A 17,960-nucleotide genomic window follows, 5' to 3' on the forward strand; every position below is an offset into this window, starting at 1 on the left:
CCATGACGATCGATTGGTGGACACTTGGTATCCAGACCATCAACGTCATCATTCTGATGTGGCTGCTCGGGCGCTTCTTCTGGCGTCCGGTTGCTGCCATGATCGAGCAGCGTCGTACCGAGGCGCAGCAGATTTTGACCGAGGCCGAGTCAAAGCGTAGTCAAGCTGCCGCCGCGCTTGCCGGGATCGAGCAAACGCGCGCTGGCTTCGTGCAGGAGCGCGAAGCAATCCTGGCCGCCGCGCATCAGGCTGCCGAGCAGACCCGGACCGAGCGCCTTGATCAAGCCGCCAAGGAGGCTGCCTCCCTGGAAGCTGCTGCAAAGGCTGCCATCGAGAAAGAAAAGGACGCGGCCGAAAAGGCCTGGGCCGAGCGGGCGAGCCGTCTGGCTGTCGAAATCGCAGAGCGCCTTGCGGCCCGCCTGGACGGGCCGGCCGTTCAGGCCGCTTTCCTGGATTGGCTTCTCAAGGAGATTCAGGCGCTACCTGAACCGGTGCGACAGACCATGGTGGGAAATGGTGTCGAACTCGAAGCGATCTGCGCGACGCCCATCGAGCCCGCCAATCAGGCACGCTACCGGGAGCTGATCGGCAAGGCATTTGGCGCGCATCCAGAGATAGTCTTCAAGGTCGATCCGACGCTTATCGCCGGCTTGGAGCTGCACGGTCCCCATCTTGTCGTCAGCAATAGCTGGCGCTCCGATCTCACTAAAATCCTGGCGGAGCTCATGCATGACAAGCGGTCCTGACACAAAGAAGGACGCCTGGCTTGAGCATGCAAAGGCCAAGCTCGACGCCGCCGCGCTCGGCGCGCAGGTCGAACAAATCGGCAGGGTCGAAGAAGTAGGCGACGGGATAGCGCTGATTTCCGGGCTCCCCGAAGTCCGGCTCGACGAACTCCTGCTTTTTGACAAGGGTCAGTTCGGCTTCGCTCAGGTGCTTGAACGTAATCGGATCGGCTGTGTCCTGCTGGACGATGTGGATGTCATCGAGGCGGGCGACTCGGTGCGCGGGACCGGTGACGTGGTGCGCGTGCCAGTCGGCCCGGCCCTGCTTGGCCGTATCGTCGATCCGCTCGGCCGCCCACTCGACGACAAGGGGCCGATCGCCGCGGATACGTTGGAACCGATCGAGCGCCCAGCGCCGGCCATCATCGACCGCGACCTCGTCACTCAGCCGGTTCAAACCGGGCTTGTCGCGATTGATACACTCTTCGCGCTCGGCCGCGGCCAGCGCGAACTCATTATTGGCGACCGCGCCATCGGCAAGACGACGATCGCCGTGGATACGATCATCAATCAGAAGACGAGCGACATCATCTGCGTCTATGTCGCGGTTGGCCAAAAGAGTTCGAGCGTTCGCCGCGCCATCGATGCAATCCAAGCCGGCGGCGCGGCCGGGCGCTGGATTATCGTCGTAGCAGCGGCCGCGAGTTCGCCCGGCTTGCAATGGATCGCGCCTTTCGCCGGCTTCACCATGGCCGAATATTTCCGCGATCGCGGTCAGCATGCTCTCATCGTGATCGACGACCTGACAAAACATGCCGCGACCCATCGTGAGATCGCACTCCTCACGCGACAATCGCCCGGCCGTGAAGCCTATCCGGGTGATGTGTTCTACGTGCATGCGCGGCTTTTGGAACGGGCCGCGAAACTTTCCAAAGAAAAGGGTGGCGGCTCCTTGACCGCGCTGCCGATCGCCGAGACCGATGCCGGCAATCTCAGTGCCTATATCCCGACCAACCTGATCTCGATCACCGACGGCCAGATCGTGCTCAATAGCAAGCTCTTTCACGAGGGGCAGAAGCCTTCCGTGGACGTCGGAACCAGCGTGAGCCGGGTCGGCGGCAAGACCCAGGCTCATGCACTCCGGGAGGCGGCAGAGACGCTGCGTCTCGACTATGCGCAATTCCTCGAACTGGAGATGTTTACAAGGTTCGGGGGCATGCCCGACACGCGGGTCCGCCAAGAACTGACACGAGGTGCGCGGATCCGCGCAATCCTCAATCAACCGCAGCACGCTCCGCTACGCCTCGCCGATGAAGTCGCACTTGTTCTTGCGGTCCAATCGGGTCTGCTCGACCAACTTCCTTTAGCAGCCATCATCGGATTTCGGGCAGGCCTGAGTGATGCGCTCGATCACGGCGCAGCGGATGCGGTTCGCCTGATCCAGGAAACCGGCACGCTCGACGGCGCGCGGAAGCAGACATTGTGCGAGGCGCTCCAGCATTATGTTCAGACCGTCACGTCAAGCCTGCCGCCCACGACGCATCCAGAAACGATTGGGCAGCCATGACCGAACGTCTCACGGATATCAACGCGCGCATCGATGGCATCCGTCAGCTTGGCGAAGTGGTCAATGCGATGCGTGGCATCGCCGCGGCGCGCGCGCAGCAGGCGCGCGGCCAGCTCGCCGCAATCGACAGTTATGCGGCAACCATAGCGGTTGCCGTCGGGCGAGCCCTTGTCTTGGCACCTGCCGCGCGCGCTGACGGCATCGCTAAAGCAAGTCAGCCCGCGCTCGTGCTATTTTGCGCCGAGCAAGGATTTGCCGGTGCCTTCAGCGAACGCGTGTTCGATGCTGCGGGCGCTGACCTTGCCACGTCCGAAGTGTTCTTGATTGGCACAAGAGGCGCCGCTGTCGCGGCCCAGCGAAACGTCGCTGTTTGTTGGAAGAACGCGATGCCGTCGCATTCGCAAGGCATACCGAAGCTCGCAGACAGGATTGGTGAAGCGCTTTACGCCCGCATCGCCGCGGGAGAGATCGACCAGCTCGATGCCGTCTTCAGTCAATGGCAGCCGGGGCACGGCAACCATGTGGAACGTCGCCGTTTGTTTCCCTTCGACATGCAAGCCTTTCCACAGCCGGCGAATACCGATGCGCCTCTTCTAAACCTGGCACCATTGACGCTGCTGAGCCAACTTACCGCAGAATATATGCACGCGCAGCTTTGCAACGCGGCGCTCCACGCTTTCGCAGCGGAGAATGAAGCGCGCATGGAAGCGATGGCCGCGGCACACAATCAGGTCGAGCGCCAATTGTCCTCTTTGCTGGGAGCGCAGCGGCTCGTGCGGCAAGAAGAAATCACCGAGGAAATCATCGAACTTGCCGCTGGCGAGACAGCGAGCCATTCGGAATTTAGGTGACACCCCCGCTCAATATCTAATCAGCACGACCCCGAGGATCAGGCACGCCGCACCGGCGAGCCTGACCGGGTTTGCGTCATGTTGCGGGACGCCCAGAAAGCCGAAATGATCGAAGGCCAGCGATCCGAACATTTGGCCGACGACGAAGAGCGCGACGACCGTCGCGGCGCCTAAGCGCGGCACCATGAAGATCGCGCTGCCGATGAAGATCGCGCCGAATAAACCGCCCAGCCAAGAATACCAGGGGACGCGCGCGACAACGTCTTTCGTCAACCATGGCTCGCCGAAGGCCGCCGTCATGGTCAGCATCACAAGCGCGCCGCAGAGATAGTTGATGGCGCCCGCCCACCAGGGCGAGCCGATTTGACCGCGCAGGTTGGCGTTCAGCACCTGTTGCATGACGAGGCTTATGCCCGCGCCGACGACGACCAGATAGGATCCTAAATTCATGCCTCTGTTCTCCTATTCGCTTGATAGGAAAACGGCACCGGCCCGTCTGGAACGTTTGTGATTAAATCTGATGATTGGCGCGATAGCGCCCCGGCGTACAACCAAAGGCGCGGCGAAACAGACGGCCAAAATGGCTCTGGTCGGCAAAGCCCGTCTCGACGGCGACGGCGGCGACCGCCTCGCCCTGCCGCAGCAGATCGCGTGCGCGGTTGAGCCTCGCTGCCAGCCTGAAGGCATGTGGCGGCATGCCATGGCGCTCGGTGAATCTGCGCGAGAAACTTTCGCGGCTCTGTCCCATTCGCTTCGCCAAGACGCCGACAGACTCGCGGCCCTCAGTGCGGATCGGAATGGCTTTCGCCCTCTCGGTTTCGTCAAAACATCGCCGGTGCCGCCGGACGATCTCCGCAAGGTCTGGCATGTCGAGACACCCGGCCGTCTTCCACAGGTCTTCGATATCCGCCGTCAGCGCGGCAACCTCATAGTCGCCTGGCGGCAGATAGGCATTGAAGCTCGAAAGATCGGGCGAGCCCGCAAGCGATTGATGCGGAACACCCGCCTCTATGCAGGCGCATTGCCCGGCCGACAAAACGATGATCTCGTTGCCCATCCGAAACGCGCGCTGCCCGGACAGAACGAAGCTGATCTGAAGCTCGTCATGGAAATGCGGCGCGAGGCCCTGGCTGCCGTCGAAAATACCAAGCTCGGAAATGCCTTCGATCTGCGGCCGGCGGTAAATCCATCCGGCGCTTCCGCCGTGAGGCGCGGCGGTGCCGGCTCGCATCGATGAATGTTCGATCATCACAACCGCATCACTCCACCTCGAAATCGACCGGCTTCGGATCGCTGACGCCCTTATAAGTGAAGTGCCACCATTCGTTCGGTAGATTTTCAAATCCATGTTTCGTCATGAGCGCGACGAGCCGGTCGCGGTTGTGCCGCGCATCGCCCTTGATGCTCGGATCGGCCGTCGTCGATTTATCGTCGAATAGGTCGAAAGGCGTGCCGAAATCGAGGCCTTCGAAGGCGAGATCGACGGCACATCCCGTCGTATGGGTCGAGGCTTTCGCGATATAACCAAGATCGAAGAGCTTGGCTTTCTCGACGCGTGGATAATAGGCTTCTTTCATCCTCTGATCGGCTTCGTCCTGCGACCAGGCAATGAAGGCCTTGGTCGCGGCGGGCGGCCGATAGCAATCGTAGACCACGAGCCGCACCCCTTCCCGCGCGGCCTCCTCTTGTGCGGCGGCCAGCGCCTGCGCCGCCTCGGTCCGGAGCCAGCAGCGCGGCGCGGCATATCCCGGCACCGGCCGGCCGATAAAATTGTCCGGGCCGGCATAGCGCATGTCCTGATGAATTTGCGGTGCAATATCGGCGAGCCGCACGAAGCCTTTCGGCGGAAGAGCCTTTGCGAAAGCGACCCCGACACCACCGGCGATCACGCAAAGCCCGATCAACGAGACCGCGGCGAGAGTAGAATCCATGCTGGTCAACCTTTTGGATATCAATTGCTTTTTGGTGCGCGCTTAGAGACATAATCGACAGAGTCTCAGGCCAAAATAGGACCAAGATCTTTCCCGATCGTGCCGCGTCGCGTACGGAAAATCGCCACGGCCGCATCTTGTTATGCAACAGAGAGGTGCCACATCATAACCGCCGGTAGATTAGCGGAGCGGCGACATGAGCGATTCGAGCGGTTTTTCCAGAACGTCCCCTGCCCCCTTCCAATGGCAGTTGCACTTGCCTCCGGCTGCGCTCGCTGGCGTACGGACGCGCCGCATCATCGCCGTCTGCCTGGATCTGATCCTGGTTTCCGTGCTGGTCGCGGCCTTGTGGTTTGTCCTTATCGTCCTGACGTTCGGCGTGGCGCTGTTTGTCCTGCCGCCGCTGTTTCCCTTCGTCGCCTTTTTTTATAACGGATTTACCGTGTCGGGCTGGCGCATGGCGACGCCAGGCATGAAGGCTATGGACCTTGAAATGCGCCTGACCGACGGCTCGTCCGTGCCGTTCCTCTATGCTGCAGTGCACGCGGTATTGTTTTATTTGAGCTGGTTCTTTACCGGCGGTTTAATCTTGATCGTCTCTCTTTTCACAGCCGATAAGAGATGCTTGCATGACATTTTTTCCGGGGTCATTGTAACGCGACGCGCCAATTGATCCTGGCTGGGATCGTGGCTTTGGGAGCTAAACGCGCTTGACCCGGGAACCCCGCGACGCACCGCAGTTCTACCTGACCGCGCCGACGCCCTGCCCTTATTTGCCGGGCCAGGAAGAGCGCAAAGTTTTTACCCATCTGATCGGCCGCCGCGCGGTGGCTCTGAATGACGCATTGACCCAATCGGGCTTCCGCCGCTCGCAGACGATCGCCTATAGGCCCGCCTGCGAGACGTGCCGCGCCTGCGTTTCGGTTCGGGTTCTCGTCGACGAATTCAAGCTGTCGAAGGGCTTTCGCCGGGTTCTCGAACATAATCAGGATCTCGTCGGCACGGTCGTGCGCCCCGAGCCGACTGCCGAGCAATATTCGCTGTTTCGCACCTATCTCGATGCCCGCCACTCAGGCGGCGGTATGGCCGATATGAGCGTGCTCGATTATTCCATGATGATCGAGGACAGCCATGTCGAAAGCCGGCTGGTCGAATATCGCGCCACCAATGCGTTTATGTCCGGCAACTCCAAAGGCCCCTTGGTGGCGGTCTGTCTGACCGACCTTCTGTCGGACGGGCTCTCCATGGTCTATTCCTTCTACGAGCCCGGCATTCAAGCGCGCTCGCTCGGCACCTATATGATCCTCGATCATATCGAACGCGCCCGCCGTCTCGGCCTGCCACATGTCTATCTCGGCTATTGGGTCGAGGGCTCGAAGAAAATGGCCTATAAAGGCCGCTTCCTGCCGCAGGAGCGCCTGGTCATGAACGGCTGGGAACGGGCCGTCTAAATCCGGCACCGCGCCCACTCCGCTCGAACCGGCGTCTCTACTCTATCACCAGTGAAAATGATGCCGGTGTTTCGGCAGATGCGTCACCACCAGCACAGTGATTTTTTGCGACGCCAGGATCGGCGAAAAAGGCCGGTGCTTCGCATCGCCCAAAACGAGCTGGAGCGTGTGGCGGCCCGGCGGTAGGTCGAGGCGCGTCTCGGTCTGCCCAGCGCCGAAATGCAAGTGGGTCTTGTCAGACGGGATCACCTCGTTCGGAGCGATGGGCTCGTCGACATCGACGAAAAGATGATGGTGGCCGGCATTGGGCGCGGTGCTGCCCGCTTGCGTCACGCCCATGCCCCGCAATCCGAATTGGACCAGGAAAGGCGCTTTGAGGATCGCCCCATTGGTGGGGGAGATGAAATAGACCTTCGCATCGGCCGGCCCGGGCGTCGGGGTGGGCGGAGGCGCCGGCGTCTCCGCCGGTGCGGGAGCAGCGGTCTGCGCCACTGCCGGGACCGGCCCCAATAAAGCGGCTGCCATCAAAGCCTGAACCCATCTCTCGCGCATTTCCCTGCTCTCCTAAGCGGCCCAATGGCCTATGAAATTCATTCTTTAAAATCTTCTCGTTACGCGCTGCTCACATATTGCGCGCGACCCGCAGCCCGTGGCCCGGATAGCGGACGGTCTGATCGTAGAATTCACGGGCGGTGATCCTGAGGTCGGCCGGACTGCTGGCCCATGAGCCGCCGCGCAACACGCGCTGTCCGCAATGTGGCGCGACCCAGGCCGACCCGTCGGCGGGCGCAGCCTTGAAATCCTTATGCCAGCAATCTTCGACCCATTGCGCGACCGACCCAGTTACGTCGCGAAGCCCGAAAGCATTCGCCGGATGAAGTCCGGCCTTCGGAGGATCGTTCGAAACCGATGGACCGCAGCCGTGGCACTCGGCCATTTGCGGCTCGAACTGATTGCCCCACCAATAGCGGGTCGTCGTATCGGCCCGCGCCGCATATTCCCATTCCGCTTCGGTCGGAAGCCGGTAGCTGTGACCGCTGACCCGCGACAGCCAGGTCAGATATTGCTGCGTATCGTCCCAGCTCAGATTGTGAACCGGCGTGTCGGGATCGCCCTCCGCGTTCGCGCTGCAACCCTTGTCGTTGAAGCAAAGCTGCCATTCGCCGACGGTGACCGGCAGGCGCCCGATCGCAAAGGACCCGACCGTCACCTTGTGAACCGGCTTCTCGGTCGGATCGCTGCTACTTCCCATGGCGAAGGGACCGCCGCGTAGCGCAATCAATTCCGGACAGGTCGGACAATCGCGAAAGGCGCCAGGCGCCGTCGGTTTGACCGGCGGCGGCGGGACGGCAACCGGCGGCGCAACGACCGGCTCGGGCCGCGTCACCGCCGCATCCTGCTGGGGAACCGGCGGCGCAGATGGCTGAGACGCTGGTGTCGGCTCATCCCACACGGCAGCAGGGGCCGGTGTCTGGGCGGGTGCCGCGCCAAGCGGTTCCTGCGTCCGCGTCTCGACCGGAGATGGAGGCGGAGCCATGGCGTGGGCCTGCGGTTCTTTGGCGGCAGGCGCAGGCACCGCGGGAAGCTCCGGCTCGGAAGCAGGTTGCAGGCTCGGCGTCGCGGCAGCGGTGATCGAAGCCTCGGACGCCGGTTTTTTCGCAGGCGGTTCGCTGAGAAAATGCCAGCCGGCAAAACCGAGAAGAGCGATGACGCCGGCTAATGCCGCCGGAACGAACCAGCCAGAGCCACGCGACCGGCGTCGCGTGGCTTTCGGCATCGCTGGGACGGGCGGTGGCGTCGCAGGCGGTGAGCCGCCAGCCATTTGCGTGGACGGCACGGGGTCCGGCCAAGCCGCGACTTCCGCCATGCTGTCTGGACGATTGGCCGGGTCCGGCTGCAGCATCCGCTCCAATAGAGGCCGGATCTCCGGGTCGATGCCGCTCAGATCCGGCACTTTCTGACGCATGAGCACCAGATCGGCGGGCGTGCCCGACATTTTGATGGGCGCGCCGAGCAAAGCCGCGGCCAGCGTCAGTCCGAGCGAATAAATATCGCTCTTGGCTGTGACGATGCCGCCATAAAGACCGATCTGCTCGGGCGAGGCGAAATTCGACTTGCCGGCGAAATCCTCGCCGATCACCGTCGCACCGCCCAAACTGTCGCGCGCTATGCCGAAGTCGATCAGCTTGGCGCGATTGGGATCATTGCCGGGAAGGATAATATTGTCGGGCGAGACATCGCGATGGATCACGCCGAGCCGGTGCGCCGCCTCGAGGCCCGCCGCGAGCCGCCGCCGCAACACATGCGCGGCGGCAAGGTCGAGCGGCCGGCGCTTCAGAATATTCGAAAGCGAGTCGCCCTCGACGAATTCCATCGCAAGATAAGGCGCTTTCAGATTCGGATCGGTCGTGAAGATGTAATAGCGGACGATGGCATCGTGCGGCGTGCGATGCAGAGCCGAGGCTTCCTTGCGAAACAGCGCCAGATAGGTGTCGTTCTCGGCGAGTTCCGGCCGGATCATCTTGATCGCGACGCTGTCGCCCGTCTCCAATGCGCGGCCGCGATAGATGCGGCCCATGCCGCCGATCGCGATCAACTCGTCGATCTCGAAGACACCGTTCAGCCGCGTGCCCGGCCCGACGCCCGAAGATCCCTGCGGTTTGCTCACTGTCGGCTCTGTCACGGACATGACCTCGTGTTGGCATTATAGAACGCGCGCACGTTTCCATCGCATGCGCAAACGAGTCCACATCACGGTCGGTGCCATCGTAGGCTTACGGCCGTAGGTCGCAAGTCTTGGTTGTCTTAGGATGTGCGCTAGCGCACTTGCGTTGCAGCACCGTGAAGCGGTCAAGTATCAGTCGCGCGGCCTTACGGTCCGGTTCACGCGATCGGCAAATTTTCCCGTATTTGCGCAAAACTGAGCTTTTTTCCCGGGCTTCTTCAGCGTAAAAGCGCGCGTCATCTTGCAATGCTAGAAAACCCGCGTCGAGCGCGGCAGACCTGAAGGGCTCGAACCGGCGCCGCCGCCCGGCCTTCCCGAATGCTCATCTAATACATGAATAATAACGCCTAAGGAGCTTAAATGACTGCGATTCTCGACATTGTCGCCCGGGAAATCCTGGACAGCCGTGGCAATCCCACCGTCGAGGTCGACGTAACTTTGGAAGATGGGTCCCTGGGCCGTGCCGCGGTCCCGTCGGGCGCCTCCACCGGGGCGCACGAGGCGGTCGAATTGCGCGACGGCGACAAGCATCGATTCGGCGGCAAGGGCGTCCTCAAGGCGGTTGAAACCGTCAATCGCGATCTTTTCGATGCACTGTCCGGCTTCGATGCCGAAGATCAGATTTTGATCGACGAAACCATGATCGCGCTCGACGGCACATCCAACAAGGCGCGGCTTGGCGCCAATGCGATTTTGGGCGTCTCGCTCGCTGTGGCGAAAGCCGCGGCGGAGGCTTCGGGCTCACCGCTCTATCGCTATGTCGGCGGCATCCAGGCGCGCACCCTACCCGTCCCTTTGATGAATATTCTCAATGGCGGCGTTCACGCCGACAACCCGATCGACTTTCAGGAATTCATGATCGTGCCGCTCGGCGCGCCTTCGCTGGCGGAGGCGGTGCGCTGGGGCGCCGAGGTTTTTCATGTGCTGAAAGGCGCTTTAAAGAAGGCCGGCCATAATACCAATGTCGGCGATGAAGGCGGCTTTGCGCCGAACCTTCCCTCTGCCGAGGCCGCGCTCGAATTCTGCCTCAAGGCCATTGAAGAGGCAGGCTTCAAGCCCGGAACCGACATAGCGCTCGCCCTCGACTGCGCCTCGACCGAGTTCTTCAAGGACGGCGCCTATCATTATGCCGGCGAAAGCAAAACCCGCTCGCCGGCGGAACAGGCGGCCTATCTCGCCAAACTCGCCGCCGATTATCCGATCGTCTCGATCGAGGACGGCATGTCGGAGGACGATTGGGAGGGCTGGAAGGCCGTGACCGATCTGCTCGGCTCAAAATGCCAGCTCGTCGGCGACGATCTTTTCGTCACTAATGTCGAGCGTCTCGCCCAAGGCATAGACAAAGGCATCGCCAATTCGATCCTGGTCAAGGTCAACCAGATCGGAACCCTGACCGAGACACTCGAAGCCGTCGAAATGGCGCATCGGGCAGCCTATACGGCGGTCATGTCGCACCGCTCCGGCGAAACCGAGGATTCGACCATCGCCGATCTCGCGGTGGCGACGAATTGCGGGCAGATCAAGACGGGTTCGCTCGCCAGGTCCGACCGGTTGGCCAAATATAACCAATTAATCCGCATCGAAGAAGAATTGGGCGATCAGGCGCTCTATGCCGGCATCAAGGCCTTCAAAGCCCACCGCTAGGGCATTTTGAGTCCGAGCGAGACTTCCGAGCTGGGCCTTTTGGGCGAAGGTAACGATTTCTTCGCCTAATCGGCTGAATTTGCTTTGCGTCTTAATTTCTCGCTAACCCTGATTCGCCAATGTCGGCGCATGGTCATCCGCAGGCGCGTTCGCGCGGTCTTCTTTCCGCTGTTGCTCTATTGCGTCTCCGGCACGGTTGGGGGCTATTTCGTCTGGCACGCGCTGAACGGCGAGCGCGGCCTCAAGACCAAGGACGAATACGAGCACAAGATCGCGGTTCTTGAGCAGGATCTAGGCCACCTTCGCGCCGAACATGCGCAATGGGCGCATAAGATCGACCTGATGCGGGGCCAGACCATCGATCGCGACCTTCTCGACGAGGAAGCGCGCCGATTGCTCGGATTGAGCCATAAAAACGAGCTGGTGATCTTCGTGGCGTCCCCACAAAAATAAATCCGCCTGCAAAGTTTCATAAAAGCGTGATGCTCCGCCTAAATATAGGTCTATTGGCCGTTTTGCCTCCTCGCCTTCACAACCAAGCTGGGTTAATTTCCTAGGTATGCCAGAGTCAGGCGACGAACCGGCTCGCATCAGGCCTTTGGGATAACAGCCGCGGGCTTTGATCGGACCGGTTCGGCGTTTGGTAAAGGCGAGCGTTTGCAAGAGGATTTCATGGCCGCATCACCGTCCACCCGTGCCAAAGCAGCCGGAGGAAAAGACGCCGCGCCGCCGTCCTCGAATGTCGGCGACTTCACTTTAGAGGAAGAACTCGCCGCCTATGAAAACATGCTTTTGATCCGCCGCTTCGAAGAAAAGGCCGGTCAGATGTATGGCATGGGCCTGATCGGCGGCTTCTGCCACCTCTATATCGGCCAGGAGGCCGTCGTCACCGGCATGATGATGGCCGCGAAAGACGGCGATCAGACGATCACCAGCTATCGCGATCATGGCCATATGATCGCCGCCGGCCTCGACCCGAAGGCCGTGATGTCGGAATTGACCGGACGCAAGAGCGGCCTTTCGCATGGCAAGGGCGGCTCCATGCACATGTTCTCGAAGGAGAAGCATTTTTACGGCGGCCATGGCATCGTCGGCGCGCAAGTCCCGCTCGGCACCGGCCTCGCCTTCGCCAATCTCTATCGCGGCAACGACAATGTCAGCTTCACCTATTTCGGCGACGGCGCCGCGAACCAGGGCCAAGTCTATGAGAGCTTCAATATGGCGGAGCTCTGGAAATTGCCCGTCGTCTATGTGATCGAGAATAATCTCTATGCCATGGGCACCTCGGTCGCCCGCTCCTCGGCGCTGACCGATTTCTCAAAGCGTGGCGCCTCTTTCAACATTCCGGGCGAACAGGTCGACGGCATGGACATTCGCGCCGTCAAAGCCGCCGCCGACCGCGCGACTGCCTGGTGCCGCGGCGGCAATGGTCCGATCATTCTCGAAATGCAGACCTATCGCTATCGCGGCCATTCCATGTCCGATCCGGCGAAATATAGGGCCAAGGAAGAAGTGCAGAAAATGCGCGAGGAGCATGATCCGATCGAGCAGGTTCGCGCCCGTCTGCTGCGCAACAATCAAGCAAGCGAAGACGATCTCAAAAAGATCGACGCGAAGATCCGCGCGACCGTCGCCGAAGCGGCGGAATTTGCAACGAACGATCCCGAGCCGGATGCGTCCGAACTTTGGACGGATGTCCTGAAATAAGGGTCGAGACAGAATGGCAACCAATATACTCATGCCCGCCCTGTCGCCGACGATGGAACAGGGCAAACTCACCAAATGGCTCAAGAAGGAAGGCGATAAGGTGCGCTCCGGCGACGTGCTCGCCGAGATCGAAACCGACAAAGCGACGATGGAAGTCGAGGCCGTCGACGAAGGCACGCTCGCGCAGATCCTCATCCCCGACGGCACCGAGAATGTCGCCGTGAATACGCCGATCGGCGTGATCTTGGGCGACGACGGCGAAGCCATGCCGAAGCCTGCGGCCACGAAGCCCGAAGCGCTTGCAATCCAGGCCGAAGCGCCTGCGCCGAAGATCGAAGCGCCCTCACCGGCGGTAGCCCCGCCTGCGAGCCCCGCCGTGGTGGGCAGGCTCGAAGAGCCGGGCATTCCGGCCGGCACGAGCATGGTCACGATGACTGTCCGCGAAGCGTTGCGTGATGCCATGATGGAGGAAATGCGCCGCGACGAGACCGTCTTCATCATGGGCGAGGAAGTCGCCGAATATCAGGGCGCCTATAAGATCAGCCAAGGTCTCTTGCAGGAATTCGGTGCCCGCCGCGTCGTCGATACGCCGATCACCGAACATGCTTTCGCAGGTCTCGGCATTGGCGCCGCGCTCAGCGGCTTGCGGCCGATCGTCGAATTCATGACTTTCAATTTCGCCATGCAGGCAATGGATCAGATCATCAATTCCGCCGCCAAGACGCTCTATATGTCGGGCGGCCAGATGGGCTGCCCCATCGTGTTTCGCGGCCCGAATGGCGCAGCGGCGCGTGTCGCCGCTCAACATAGCCAGGATTATTCCGCCTGGTTTTCGCATATCCCAGGCCTCAAGGTCGTCGCGCCCTATAGCGCAGCGGATTTCAAGGGCTTGTTAAAGAGCGCGATCCGCGATCCCAATCCGGTCATCTTCCTCGAAAACGAAATTCTCTACGGCCATTCCTTCGACGTGCCGCAGATCGAGGATTATCTCGTCCCCATCGGCAAGGCGAAGATCGCTCGGCCGGGCGAACATGTGACAATCGTCTCTTTCTCCTTCGGCATGACCTATGCGCTCAAAGCCGCCGAGGACCTGGCCAAGGACGGTATCGAGGCCGAAGTCATCGATCTGCGCACCTTGCGGCCGATGGATACGGCGACGATCATCTCCTCGGTCAAGAAGACCGGCCGCTGCGTGACGGTTGAAGAAGGCTGGCCGCAATCGGGCGTCGGCGCCGAAATCAGTGCGGTGCTGATGGCCGAGGCCTTCGATTATCTCGACGCGCCGGTCTTGCGTGTCACGGGCCGCGACGTGCCCATGCCCTATGCCGCAAATCTCGAAAAGCTGGCTCTGCCGAGCGTTGCCGATGTGGTGCAGGCGGCGAAGGCGGTCTGCTACAAGTGATACTCGCCAGCCGCTCTAAAAATTGAATGGTCGGTCTGGCGCAAGCTTCTGCGAGCCAGACTTATTTCGAATCCTCTCTGAAAGAGGTCTTCCATGCCGATCAATATCCTCATGCCGGCGCTCTCGCCCACGATGGAAAAGGGCAACCTTGCCCGTTGGCTGAAGAAGGAAGGCGATAAGATCAAATCGGGCGACGTGCTGGCCGAGATCGAGACCGATAAGGCGACGATGGAGGTCGAGGCCGTCGACGAAGGCATTTTGGCGAAGATCGTCGTGCCCGACGGCACGGCCGATGTGCCCGTCAACGATGTGATCGGCCTCATCACCGAAGAGGGCGAGGACGCAAGCGCCATTTCGGTTTCGGCCAAGGCCGCGCCGCCGACCGCGAGCGCGGCTGCGCCTGCTTCCGAGAGCCCTGCCCCTGCCCCGATCAGCGCCGCCCCATCTCCAACGCCAGCCGCGGCACTCAATGGGCATGCCGATCACGGACGGATCTTCGCCTCGCCGCTGGCACGCCGGATCGCCAAGGAGACAGGCGTCGATCTTGCCGCGATTAAGGGCTCGGGTCCGCATGGCCGCGTCGTCGAACGCGACGTCAAGACAGCGCTCGCCGAAGGACCGAAGCCTCAGCCCGCGCCGCCTGCACGCCCCGCTTATACGCCGGGCCTTTCCGATGAGATCATCAAAGCCTATTTCGAGCCCGGCACCTATGAGGCCGTTCCGCATGACACGATGCGCAAGACGATCGCGCGACGCCTCGCCGAAGCGAAGCAGACGATCCCGCATTTCTATCTGACCGTCGATTGCGAGATCGACACGCTCTTGAAGCTGCGCGAGGACATCAACCGCTCCGCACCGCTGAACAAGGATGGCAAACCGGCTTACAAAATCTCGGTCAACGATATGGTGATCAAGGCTTTGGCGCTTGCGATCGTGCGCGTGCCGGGTGCCAACGTCACCTTTACCGAAGCGGCGATGCTGCATCATCAGCATGCCGATGTGGCCGTCGCCGTCGCCATACCCGACGGGTTGATCACGCCGGTGGTGCGCGCCGCCGATACGCTGCCGCTGTCCGTTCTGTCGAACATGATGAAGGATATGGTCGCCCGCGCCAAGGAGCGCCGTCTCAAGCCGAACGAATATCAAGGCGGCGTGACGGCCGTCTCCAATCTCGGCATGTTCGGGATCAAGGATTTCTGCGCGGTGATCAACCCGCCGCAGTCGTCGATCATGGCGATCGGCATGGACGAAGAACGGGCCATCGTCAAAAATGGTGCGATCGTCGCGGCGCATATGATGAGCGCGACGATCTCGTGCGACCATCGCGCCATGGATGGCGCCAAAGGCGCCGAGCTGATCTCTGCCTTCAAGAAGCTGATCGAGAATCCAATCAGCATGCTGATCTAGAGCACGATCCGAAAACGCGGCCTCGCTTTTCGGATAAGATCATCCGTCGAACGAAAATCGGGACCGTCCCGCAATCAGCGGAACGATCCCGATTTATGAGGCTCAGTACAAAAGCCTAGTTTTTAAAACTCAGTACTTCGCGAGGACCGGAGCCGGCGGAGCAAAAGTATCGAACTTATAGCTGAAGCCCGCCTGCACGCGATTATCCGTCGAGTGATGGTTCAACGGGAAAGCGAAGACAGCATCGCTGAAGCGGCCGTAATCGGTGTAGCGGTATTCCGCACGAACCGACCAATTGTTGGTGACGGCATATTCGATACCGCCGCCGACGGTCCAACCGACCCGGGTGCGATCGAACGAAGCGAAGGCGCCGGGCGTGACGAAGCTGTCCTTGATATCGGCGAAGGCGACACCGCCCGTTCCGTAGATCAGGGTGCGATCCCAGGCATAACCGACGCGGCCGCGGATCGAAGCATCAACCGGGATCTTCGTGGAGGCGGAGATCGGGCCGAGGACGCTGAATGCGCTGCCGGTGTAGCTCGTGCCGTTCACGTCACCTTCGAGACCGATGACGAACTGCTGGACCTGGTAGTTGTAGCCGATGTGCGCGCCACCGACGACACCCGACGGCTGCGAAGACACCAAGGTCGCCGGCTCACGTCCCCATTCGTAGCCGATCTGACCGCCGAGATAGACGCCGGTCCAGGTGAAGAGCGGCGGCGGCGGGAGATAGGGCGGAGGCGCCTGACGGCGACTCGGAAGATCGGCCGCAAAGGCCGACGCGGAAGTTGCGAGAACCGCAACGCTCGTCAGAAGGATTTTACGCATCATTTTTTTTGACCTCGTTTAGCCTGGAACACGCATCTTAGACCGTTGGTTTGCACCCCCCAATCTTAAGAGCGCTTTAAAGGAAAAACACCGCGTTCACGCTTTGACATTCGTCAATCGAGAGACTGGCATAACCAATTCAAGCAATCCTTGCTTCGCGGCTTTTCTTTTCCCTTATGGTGACTTGTTTGATAATGTTTTGGCGGTCAACCTCGTGGCCGATCACAATATGGGGACTCCCTATGAGGTACATGCAAAAGACACATTTCATTTGAGATGTGATGCATGCAAACAACAGAAAAGAACACGCACATCGGATGTAGAAATAGTGCAATTTAAGTGTGGCGAATTTGGGTTGGGATGCGTTCACGCTTGAAACCGAAATGAAACATTCGCTCACAGCGATTCATCAACTTTTCGGTAACTTTCTCACGTTTGTCAGCGGACTTGAATCATGGAGTGGCGCGACGAAGGATTGATCACCGGGCTCAAGAAATATGGCGAGACGAGTGTCATCCTCGAAGTCATGACGAAAGCGCATGGGCGGCATCTGGGCCTTGTCAAAGGCGGCCGCTCCAAACGCATGCATGCGGTGCTGCAGCCAGGCAATCAGGCCGATCTCGTCTGGCGCGCGAGACTCGATGAACACCTAGGTACCTTCGCGGTCGAAGCGACGGCCTTGCGCGCCTCGAGGTTTTTGGCAAACAGCGAAGCTTTGCACGCCTTGAACCTCATCACGAGTCTCTTGCGGCTGATGCCGGAACGCGACCCTCACCAAAATCTCTATCGCGCCGCCTCGCTGATCGCCGATGAACTCGACACATCCGAGCATATCCCGGCCATGCTCGTGCGCTTTGAAATGGTAATCCTCGCCGAACTGGGATTCGGTCTCGATTTGGACAGTTGCGCCGCAACCGGCGGCCATGAGGATCTGATCTATGTCTCGCCGAAATCCGGCCGCGCCGTATCGCGCGAGGCAGGCGCGCCTTACCGTGATAAGCTTCTGCCCTTGCCGGCCTTTTTACGCGGCGAGGATCACGACACGAAGCCGCCGCCCTGCGACATTCGCGACGGATTCAGATTGACGGAATATTTCCTGATGCGCGATCTCTTCGCGCCGCGTGGCCTCGCCATGCCGGCCGCGCATCACGCCTATCTCGCCGAGATTTCCAAATCTGCATGAGACGGGAGAATGGCCGCCTCAGACCGGCCGATTATGGCGCGCCGGCTGCGCCGCAAACCCGCTGCGACACTTTGCGGCTGACACCATAGCCTTGATCGAGCGCCACTTCGCGCGTCGTGCAGCCGTCCACCGAGGCCGCGGTTTCCCGGGCTTCGACGTCCCCCGATTGCGGTGTGCTTGCAATGGCAAGAACAATTACGAAAAAACCGACGACGCAGCTGAAAATGGCAAAAGTCCTGATCATACGTCTCTTTCCGAAGCTATGTCTCAATCCGGCCTCATTGATTCAGCCGGCCGATCTTAAAAAGCCTGTGCGTTGTCAGGCTGATTGCGATTCATCACAATGTGAAATGATAAATATGCGAGTGTGAATAAATTGCCTTTTGTGAATCCACGGCTGGCAAGCCGACAATTCGAATCTAAAAAGCCTTAATGCCCGCAGGTTTTTGCCGCTAGTGCAGGTTCGCCACACAACGCGAGGAAAGACATCTGCGTCAATTCGCTTTGACCTCTACGTATAAAACCGTAGCGCTTGCACC

18 protein-coding genes are annotated in these 17,960 nt (G+C 60.6%); 11 read left to right on the top strand and 7 right to left on the bottom strand.

Translation table 11 applies throughout. The annotated features are described in order from the left end of the window. The first annotated feature begins 2 nt into the window (after nt 1-2). From A3OQ_RS0115365 to A3OQ_RS0115375, 3 genes are read left to right on the top strand one after another with little or no spacing between them, the layout of a single operon-like run. Nucleotides 3-746 (top strand): F0F1 ATP synthase subunit B family protein, encoded by a 744-nt coding sequence (locus A3OQ_RS0115365; RefSeq protein ID WP_020176298.1) that lies wholly within the window; start codon nt 3-5, stop codon nt 744-746. After that, a complete protein-coding gene (locus tag A3OQ_RS0115370; RefSeq protein WP_020176299.1) occupies nt 730-2,292 on the top strand; it encodes a F0F1 ATP synthase subunit alpha in 1,563 nt (520 codons plus the stop codon). Before A3OQ_RS0115365 ends, A3OQ_RS0115370 begins: the two co-directional genes overlap by 17 nt. Beyond that, complete coding sequence (locus tag A3OQ_RS0115375; protein WP_020176300.1) at nt 2,289-3,143, top strand: F0F1 ATP synthase subunit gamma; 855 nt, start codon at nt 2,289-2,291, stop codon at nt 3,141-3,143. The genes A3OQ_RS0115370 and A3OQ_RS0115375 overlap by 4 nt, the downstream gene beginning before the upstream one ends. A 9-nt stretch (nt 3,144-3,152) precedes the next feature. On the opposite strand, the gene A3OQ_RS0115380 is transcribed toward A3OQ_RS0115375, so the two are convergent. The 3 genes from A3OQ_RS0115380 to A3OQ_RS0115390 form a co-directional block, all read right to left on the bottom strand. Continuing rightward, nucleotides 3,153-3,593: a DMT family transporter gene (locus tag A3OQ_RS0115380; RefSeq protein WP_020176301.1), complete on the bottom strand. Its 441-nt coding sequence runs from the start codon at nt 3,591-3,593 to the stop codon at nt 3,153-3,155. A gap of 61 nt (nt 3,594-3,654) precedes the next feature. Further along, nucleotides 3,655-4,392, bottom strand: a complete 738-nt coding sequence (locus tag A3OQ_RS0115385) for an AraC family transcriptional regulator (protein WP_020176302.1) — start codon at nt 4,390-4,392, stop codon at nt 3,655-3,657. Between the two features lie 10 nt (nt 4,393-4,402). After that, the gene (locus A3OQ_RS0115390) at nt 4,403-5,074 is read right to left on the bottom strand and encodes a M15 family metallopeptidase (protein ID WP_020176303.1); all 672 of its coding nucleotides are present in this window, start codon (nt 5,072-5,074) and stop codon (nt 4,403-4,405) included. A gap of 196 nt (nt 5,075-5,270) precedes the next feature. On the opposite strand from A3OQ_RS0115390, the gene A3OQ_RS0115395 reads away from it, so the two are divergent. Then, nucleotides 5,271-5,747, top strand: coding sequence for an RDD family protein (locus tag A3OQ_RS0115395; protein ID WP_026595872.1), 477 nt, complete (start codon nt 5,271-5,273; stop codon nt 5,745-5,747). Between the two features lie 37 nt (nt 5,748-5,784). After that, nucleotides 5,785-6,525: an arginyltransferase gene (locus A3OQ_RS0115400; RefSeq protein ID WP_020176305.1), complete on the top strand. Its 741-nt coding sequence runs from the start codon at nt 5,785-5,787 to the stop codon at nt 6,523-6,525. A gap of 45 nt (nt 6,526-6,570) precedes the next feature. Here A3OQ_RS0115400 and A3OQ_RS0115405 read toward each other — a convergent pair whose 3' ends face one another. After that, nucleotides 6,571-7,077 carry a DUF4399 domain-containing protein gene (locus tag A3OQ_RS0115405; protein WP_020176306.1) on the bottom strand — a complete coding sequence of 169 codons (507 nt, stop codon included), beginning with the start codon at nt 7,075-7,077 and terminating at the stop codon, nt 6,571-6,573. 70 nt (nt 7,078-7,147) lie between these two features. Beyond that, a complete protein-coding gene (locus tag A3OQ_RS0115410) occupies nt 7,148-9,193 on the bottom strand; it encodes an SUMF1/EgtB/PvdO family nonheme iron enzyme (protein ID WP_244427164.1) in 2,046 nt (681 codons plus the stop codon). A gap of 417 nt (nt 9,194-9,610) precedes the next feature. Between A3OQ_RS0115410 and eno the strand changes: the two genes are divergently transcribed. The 5 genes from eno to A3OQ_RS0115440 all read left to right on the top strand — a co-directional run bounded on the left by eno (nt 9,611) and on the right by A3OQ_RS0115440 (nt 15,410). Then, nucleotides 9,611-10,894 carry a phosphopyruvate hydratase gene (eno, locus tag A3OQ_RS0115420; protein ID WP_020176308.1) on the top strand — a complete coding sequence of 428 codons (1,284 nt, stop codon included), beginning with the start codon at nt 9,611-9,613 and terminating at the stop codon, nt 10,892-10,894. Between the two features lie 129 nt (nt 10,895-11,023). After that, a complete protein-coding gene (locus tag A3OQ_RS0115425) occupies nt 11,024-11,347 on the top strand; it encodes an FtsB family cell division protein (RefSeq protein WP_020176309.1) in 324 nt (107 codons plus the stop codon). Nucleotides 11,348-11,566: 219 nt separating this feature from the next. Further along, nucleotides 11,567-12,601, top strand: a complete 1,035-nt coding sequence (pdhA, locus tag A3OQ_RS0115430) for a pyruvate dehydrogenase (acetyl-transferring) E1 component subunit alpha (protein WP_020176310.1) — start codon at nt 11,567-11,569, stop codon at nt 12,599-12,601. A 13-nt stretch (nt 12,602-12,614) separates the two neighbouring features. Further along, complete coding sequence (locus A3OQ_RS0115435) at nt 12,615-14,003, top strand: pyruvate dehydrogenase complex E1 component subunit beta (protein ID WP_020176311.1); 1,389 nt, start codon at nt 12,615-12,617, stop codon at nt 14,001-14,003. Between the two features lie 93 nt (nt 14,004-14,096). Continuing rightward, nucleotides 14,097-15,410, top strand: coding sequence for a pyruvate dehydrogenase complex dihydrolipoamide acetyltransferase (locus tag A3OQ_RS0115440; protein ID WP_020176312.1), 1,314 nt, complete (start codon nt 14,097-14,099; stop codon nt 15,408-15,410). A 129-nt stretch (nt 15,411-15,539) separates the two neighbouring features. Here the strand turns inward: A3OQ_RS0115440 and A3OQ_RS0115445 are convergent, their stop codons facing one another. Beyond that, nucleotides 15,540-16,241 carry an outer membrane protein gene (locus A3OQ_RS0115445; protein WP_020176313.1) on the bottom strand — a complete coding sequence of 234 codons (702 nt, stop codon included), beginning with the start codon at nt 16,239-16,241 and terminating at the stop codon, nt 15,540-15,542. 451 nt (nt 16,242-16,692) lie between these two features. Here A3OQ_RS0115445 and recO point away from each other — a divergent pair, with 451 nt between their 5' ends. Next, a complete protein-coding gene (gene recO, locus A3OQ_RS0115455) occupies nt 16,693-17,421 on the top strand; it encodes a DNA repair protein RecO (protein ID WP_020176315.1) in 729 nt (242 codons plus the stop codon). Nucleotides 17,422-17,452: 31 nt separating this feature from the next. Here the strand turns inward: recO and A3OQ_RS0115460 are convergent, their stop codons facing one another. Continuing rightward, nucleotides 17,453-17,665, bottom strand: coding sequence for a hypothetical protein (locus A3OQ_RS0115460; RefSeq protein WP_020176316.1), 213 nt, complete (start codon nt 17,663-17,665; stop codon nt 17,453-17,455). Nucleotides 17,666-17,960 lie beyond the last annotated feature (295 nt).

The organism is Methyloferula stellata AR4, assembly GCF_000385335.1.
Classification (GTDB): Bacteria; Pseudomonadota; Alphaproteobacteria; order Rhizobiales; family Beijerinckiaceae; genus Methyloferula; species Methyloferula stellata.

Excerpts from the sequence above, each read along its gene's own strand:
- A3OQ_RS0115365 (WP_020176298.1), top strand. The coding sequence starts at position 3 with ATGACGATCGATTGGTGGACACTTGGTATCCAGACCATCAACGTCATC.
- A3OQ_RS0115370 (WP_020176299.1), top strand. The coding sequence starts at position 730 with ATGACAAGCGGTCCTGACACAAAGAAGGACGCCTGGCTTGAGCATGCA.
- A3OQ_RS0115375 (WP_020176300.1), top strand. The coding sequence starts at position 2,289 with ATGACCGAACGTCTCACGGATATCAACGCGCGCATCGATGGCATCCGT.
- A3OQ_RS0115380 (WP_020176301.1), bottom strand. The coding sequence starts at position 3,593 with ATGAATTTAGGATCCTATCTGGTCGTCGTCGGCGCGGGCATAAGCCTC.
- A3OQ_RS0115385 (WP_020176302.1), bottom strand. The coding sequence starts at position 4,392 with ATGATCGAACATTCATCGATGCGAGCCGGCACCGCCGCGCCTCACGGC.
- A3OQ_RS0115390 (WP_020176303.1), bottom strand. The coding sequence starts at position 5,074 with ATGGATTCTACTCTCGCCGCGGTCTCGTTGATCGGGCTTTGCGTGATC.
- A3OQ_RS0115395 (WP_026595872.1), top strand. The coding sequence starts at position 5,271 with ATGAGCGATTCGAGCGGTTTTTCCAGAACGTCCCCTGCCCCCTTCCAA.
- A3OQ_RS0115405 (WP_020176306.1), bottom strand. The coding sequence starts at position 7,077 with ATGCGCGAGAGATGGGTTCAGGCTTTGATGGCAGCCGCTTTATTGGGG.
- eno (WP_020176308.1), top strand. The coding sequence starts at position 9,611 with ATGACTGCGATTCTCGACATTGTCGCCCGGGAAATCCTGGACAGCCGT.
- A3OQ_RS0115425 (WP_020176309.1), top strand. The coding sequence starts at position 11,024 with ATGGTCATCCGCAGGCGCGTTCGCGCGGTCTTCTTTCCGCTGTTGCTC.
- pdhA (WP_020176310.1), top strand. The coding sequence starts at position 11,567 with ATGGCCGCATCACCGTCCACCCGTGCCAAAGCAGCCGGAGGAAAAGAC.
- A3OQ_RS0115435 (WP_020176311.1), top strand. The coding sequence starts at position 12,615 with ATGGCAACCAATATACTCATGCCCGCCCTGTCGCCGACGATGGAACAG.
- A3OQ_RS0115440 (WP_020176312.1), top strand. The coding sequence starts at position 14,097 with ATGCCGATCAATATCCTCATGCCGGCGCTCTCGCCCACGATGGAAAAG.
- A3OQ_RS0115445 (WP_020176313.1), bottom strand. The coding sequence starts at position 16,241 with ATGATGCGTAAAATCCTTCTGACGAGCGTTGCGGTTCTCGCAACTTCC.
- recO (WP_020176315.1), top strand. The coding sequence starts at position 16,693 with ATGGAGTGGCGCGACGAAGGATTGATCACCGGGCTCAAGAAATATGGC.
- A3OQ_RS0115460 (WP_020176316.1), bottom strand. The coding sequence starts at position 17,665 with ATGATCAGGACTTTTGCCATTTTCAGCTGCGTCGTCGGTTTTTTCGTA.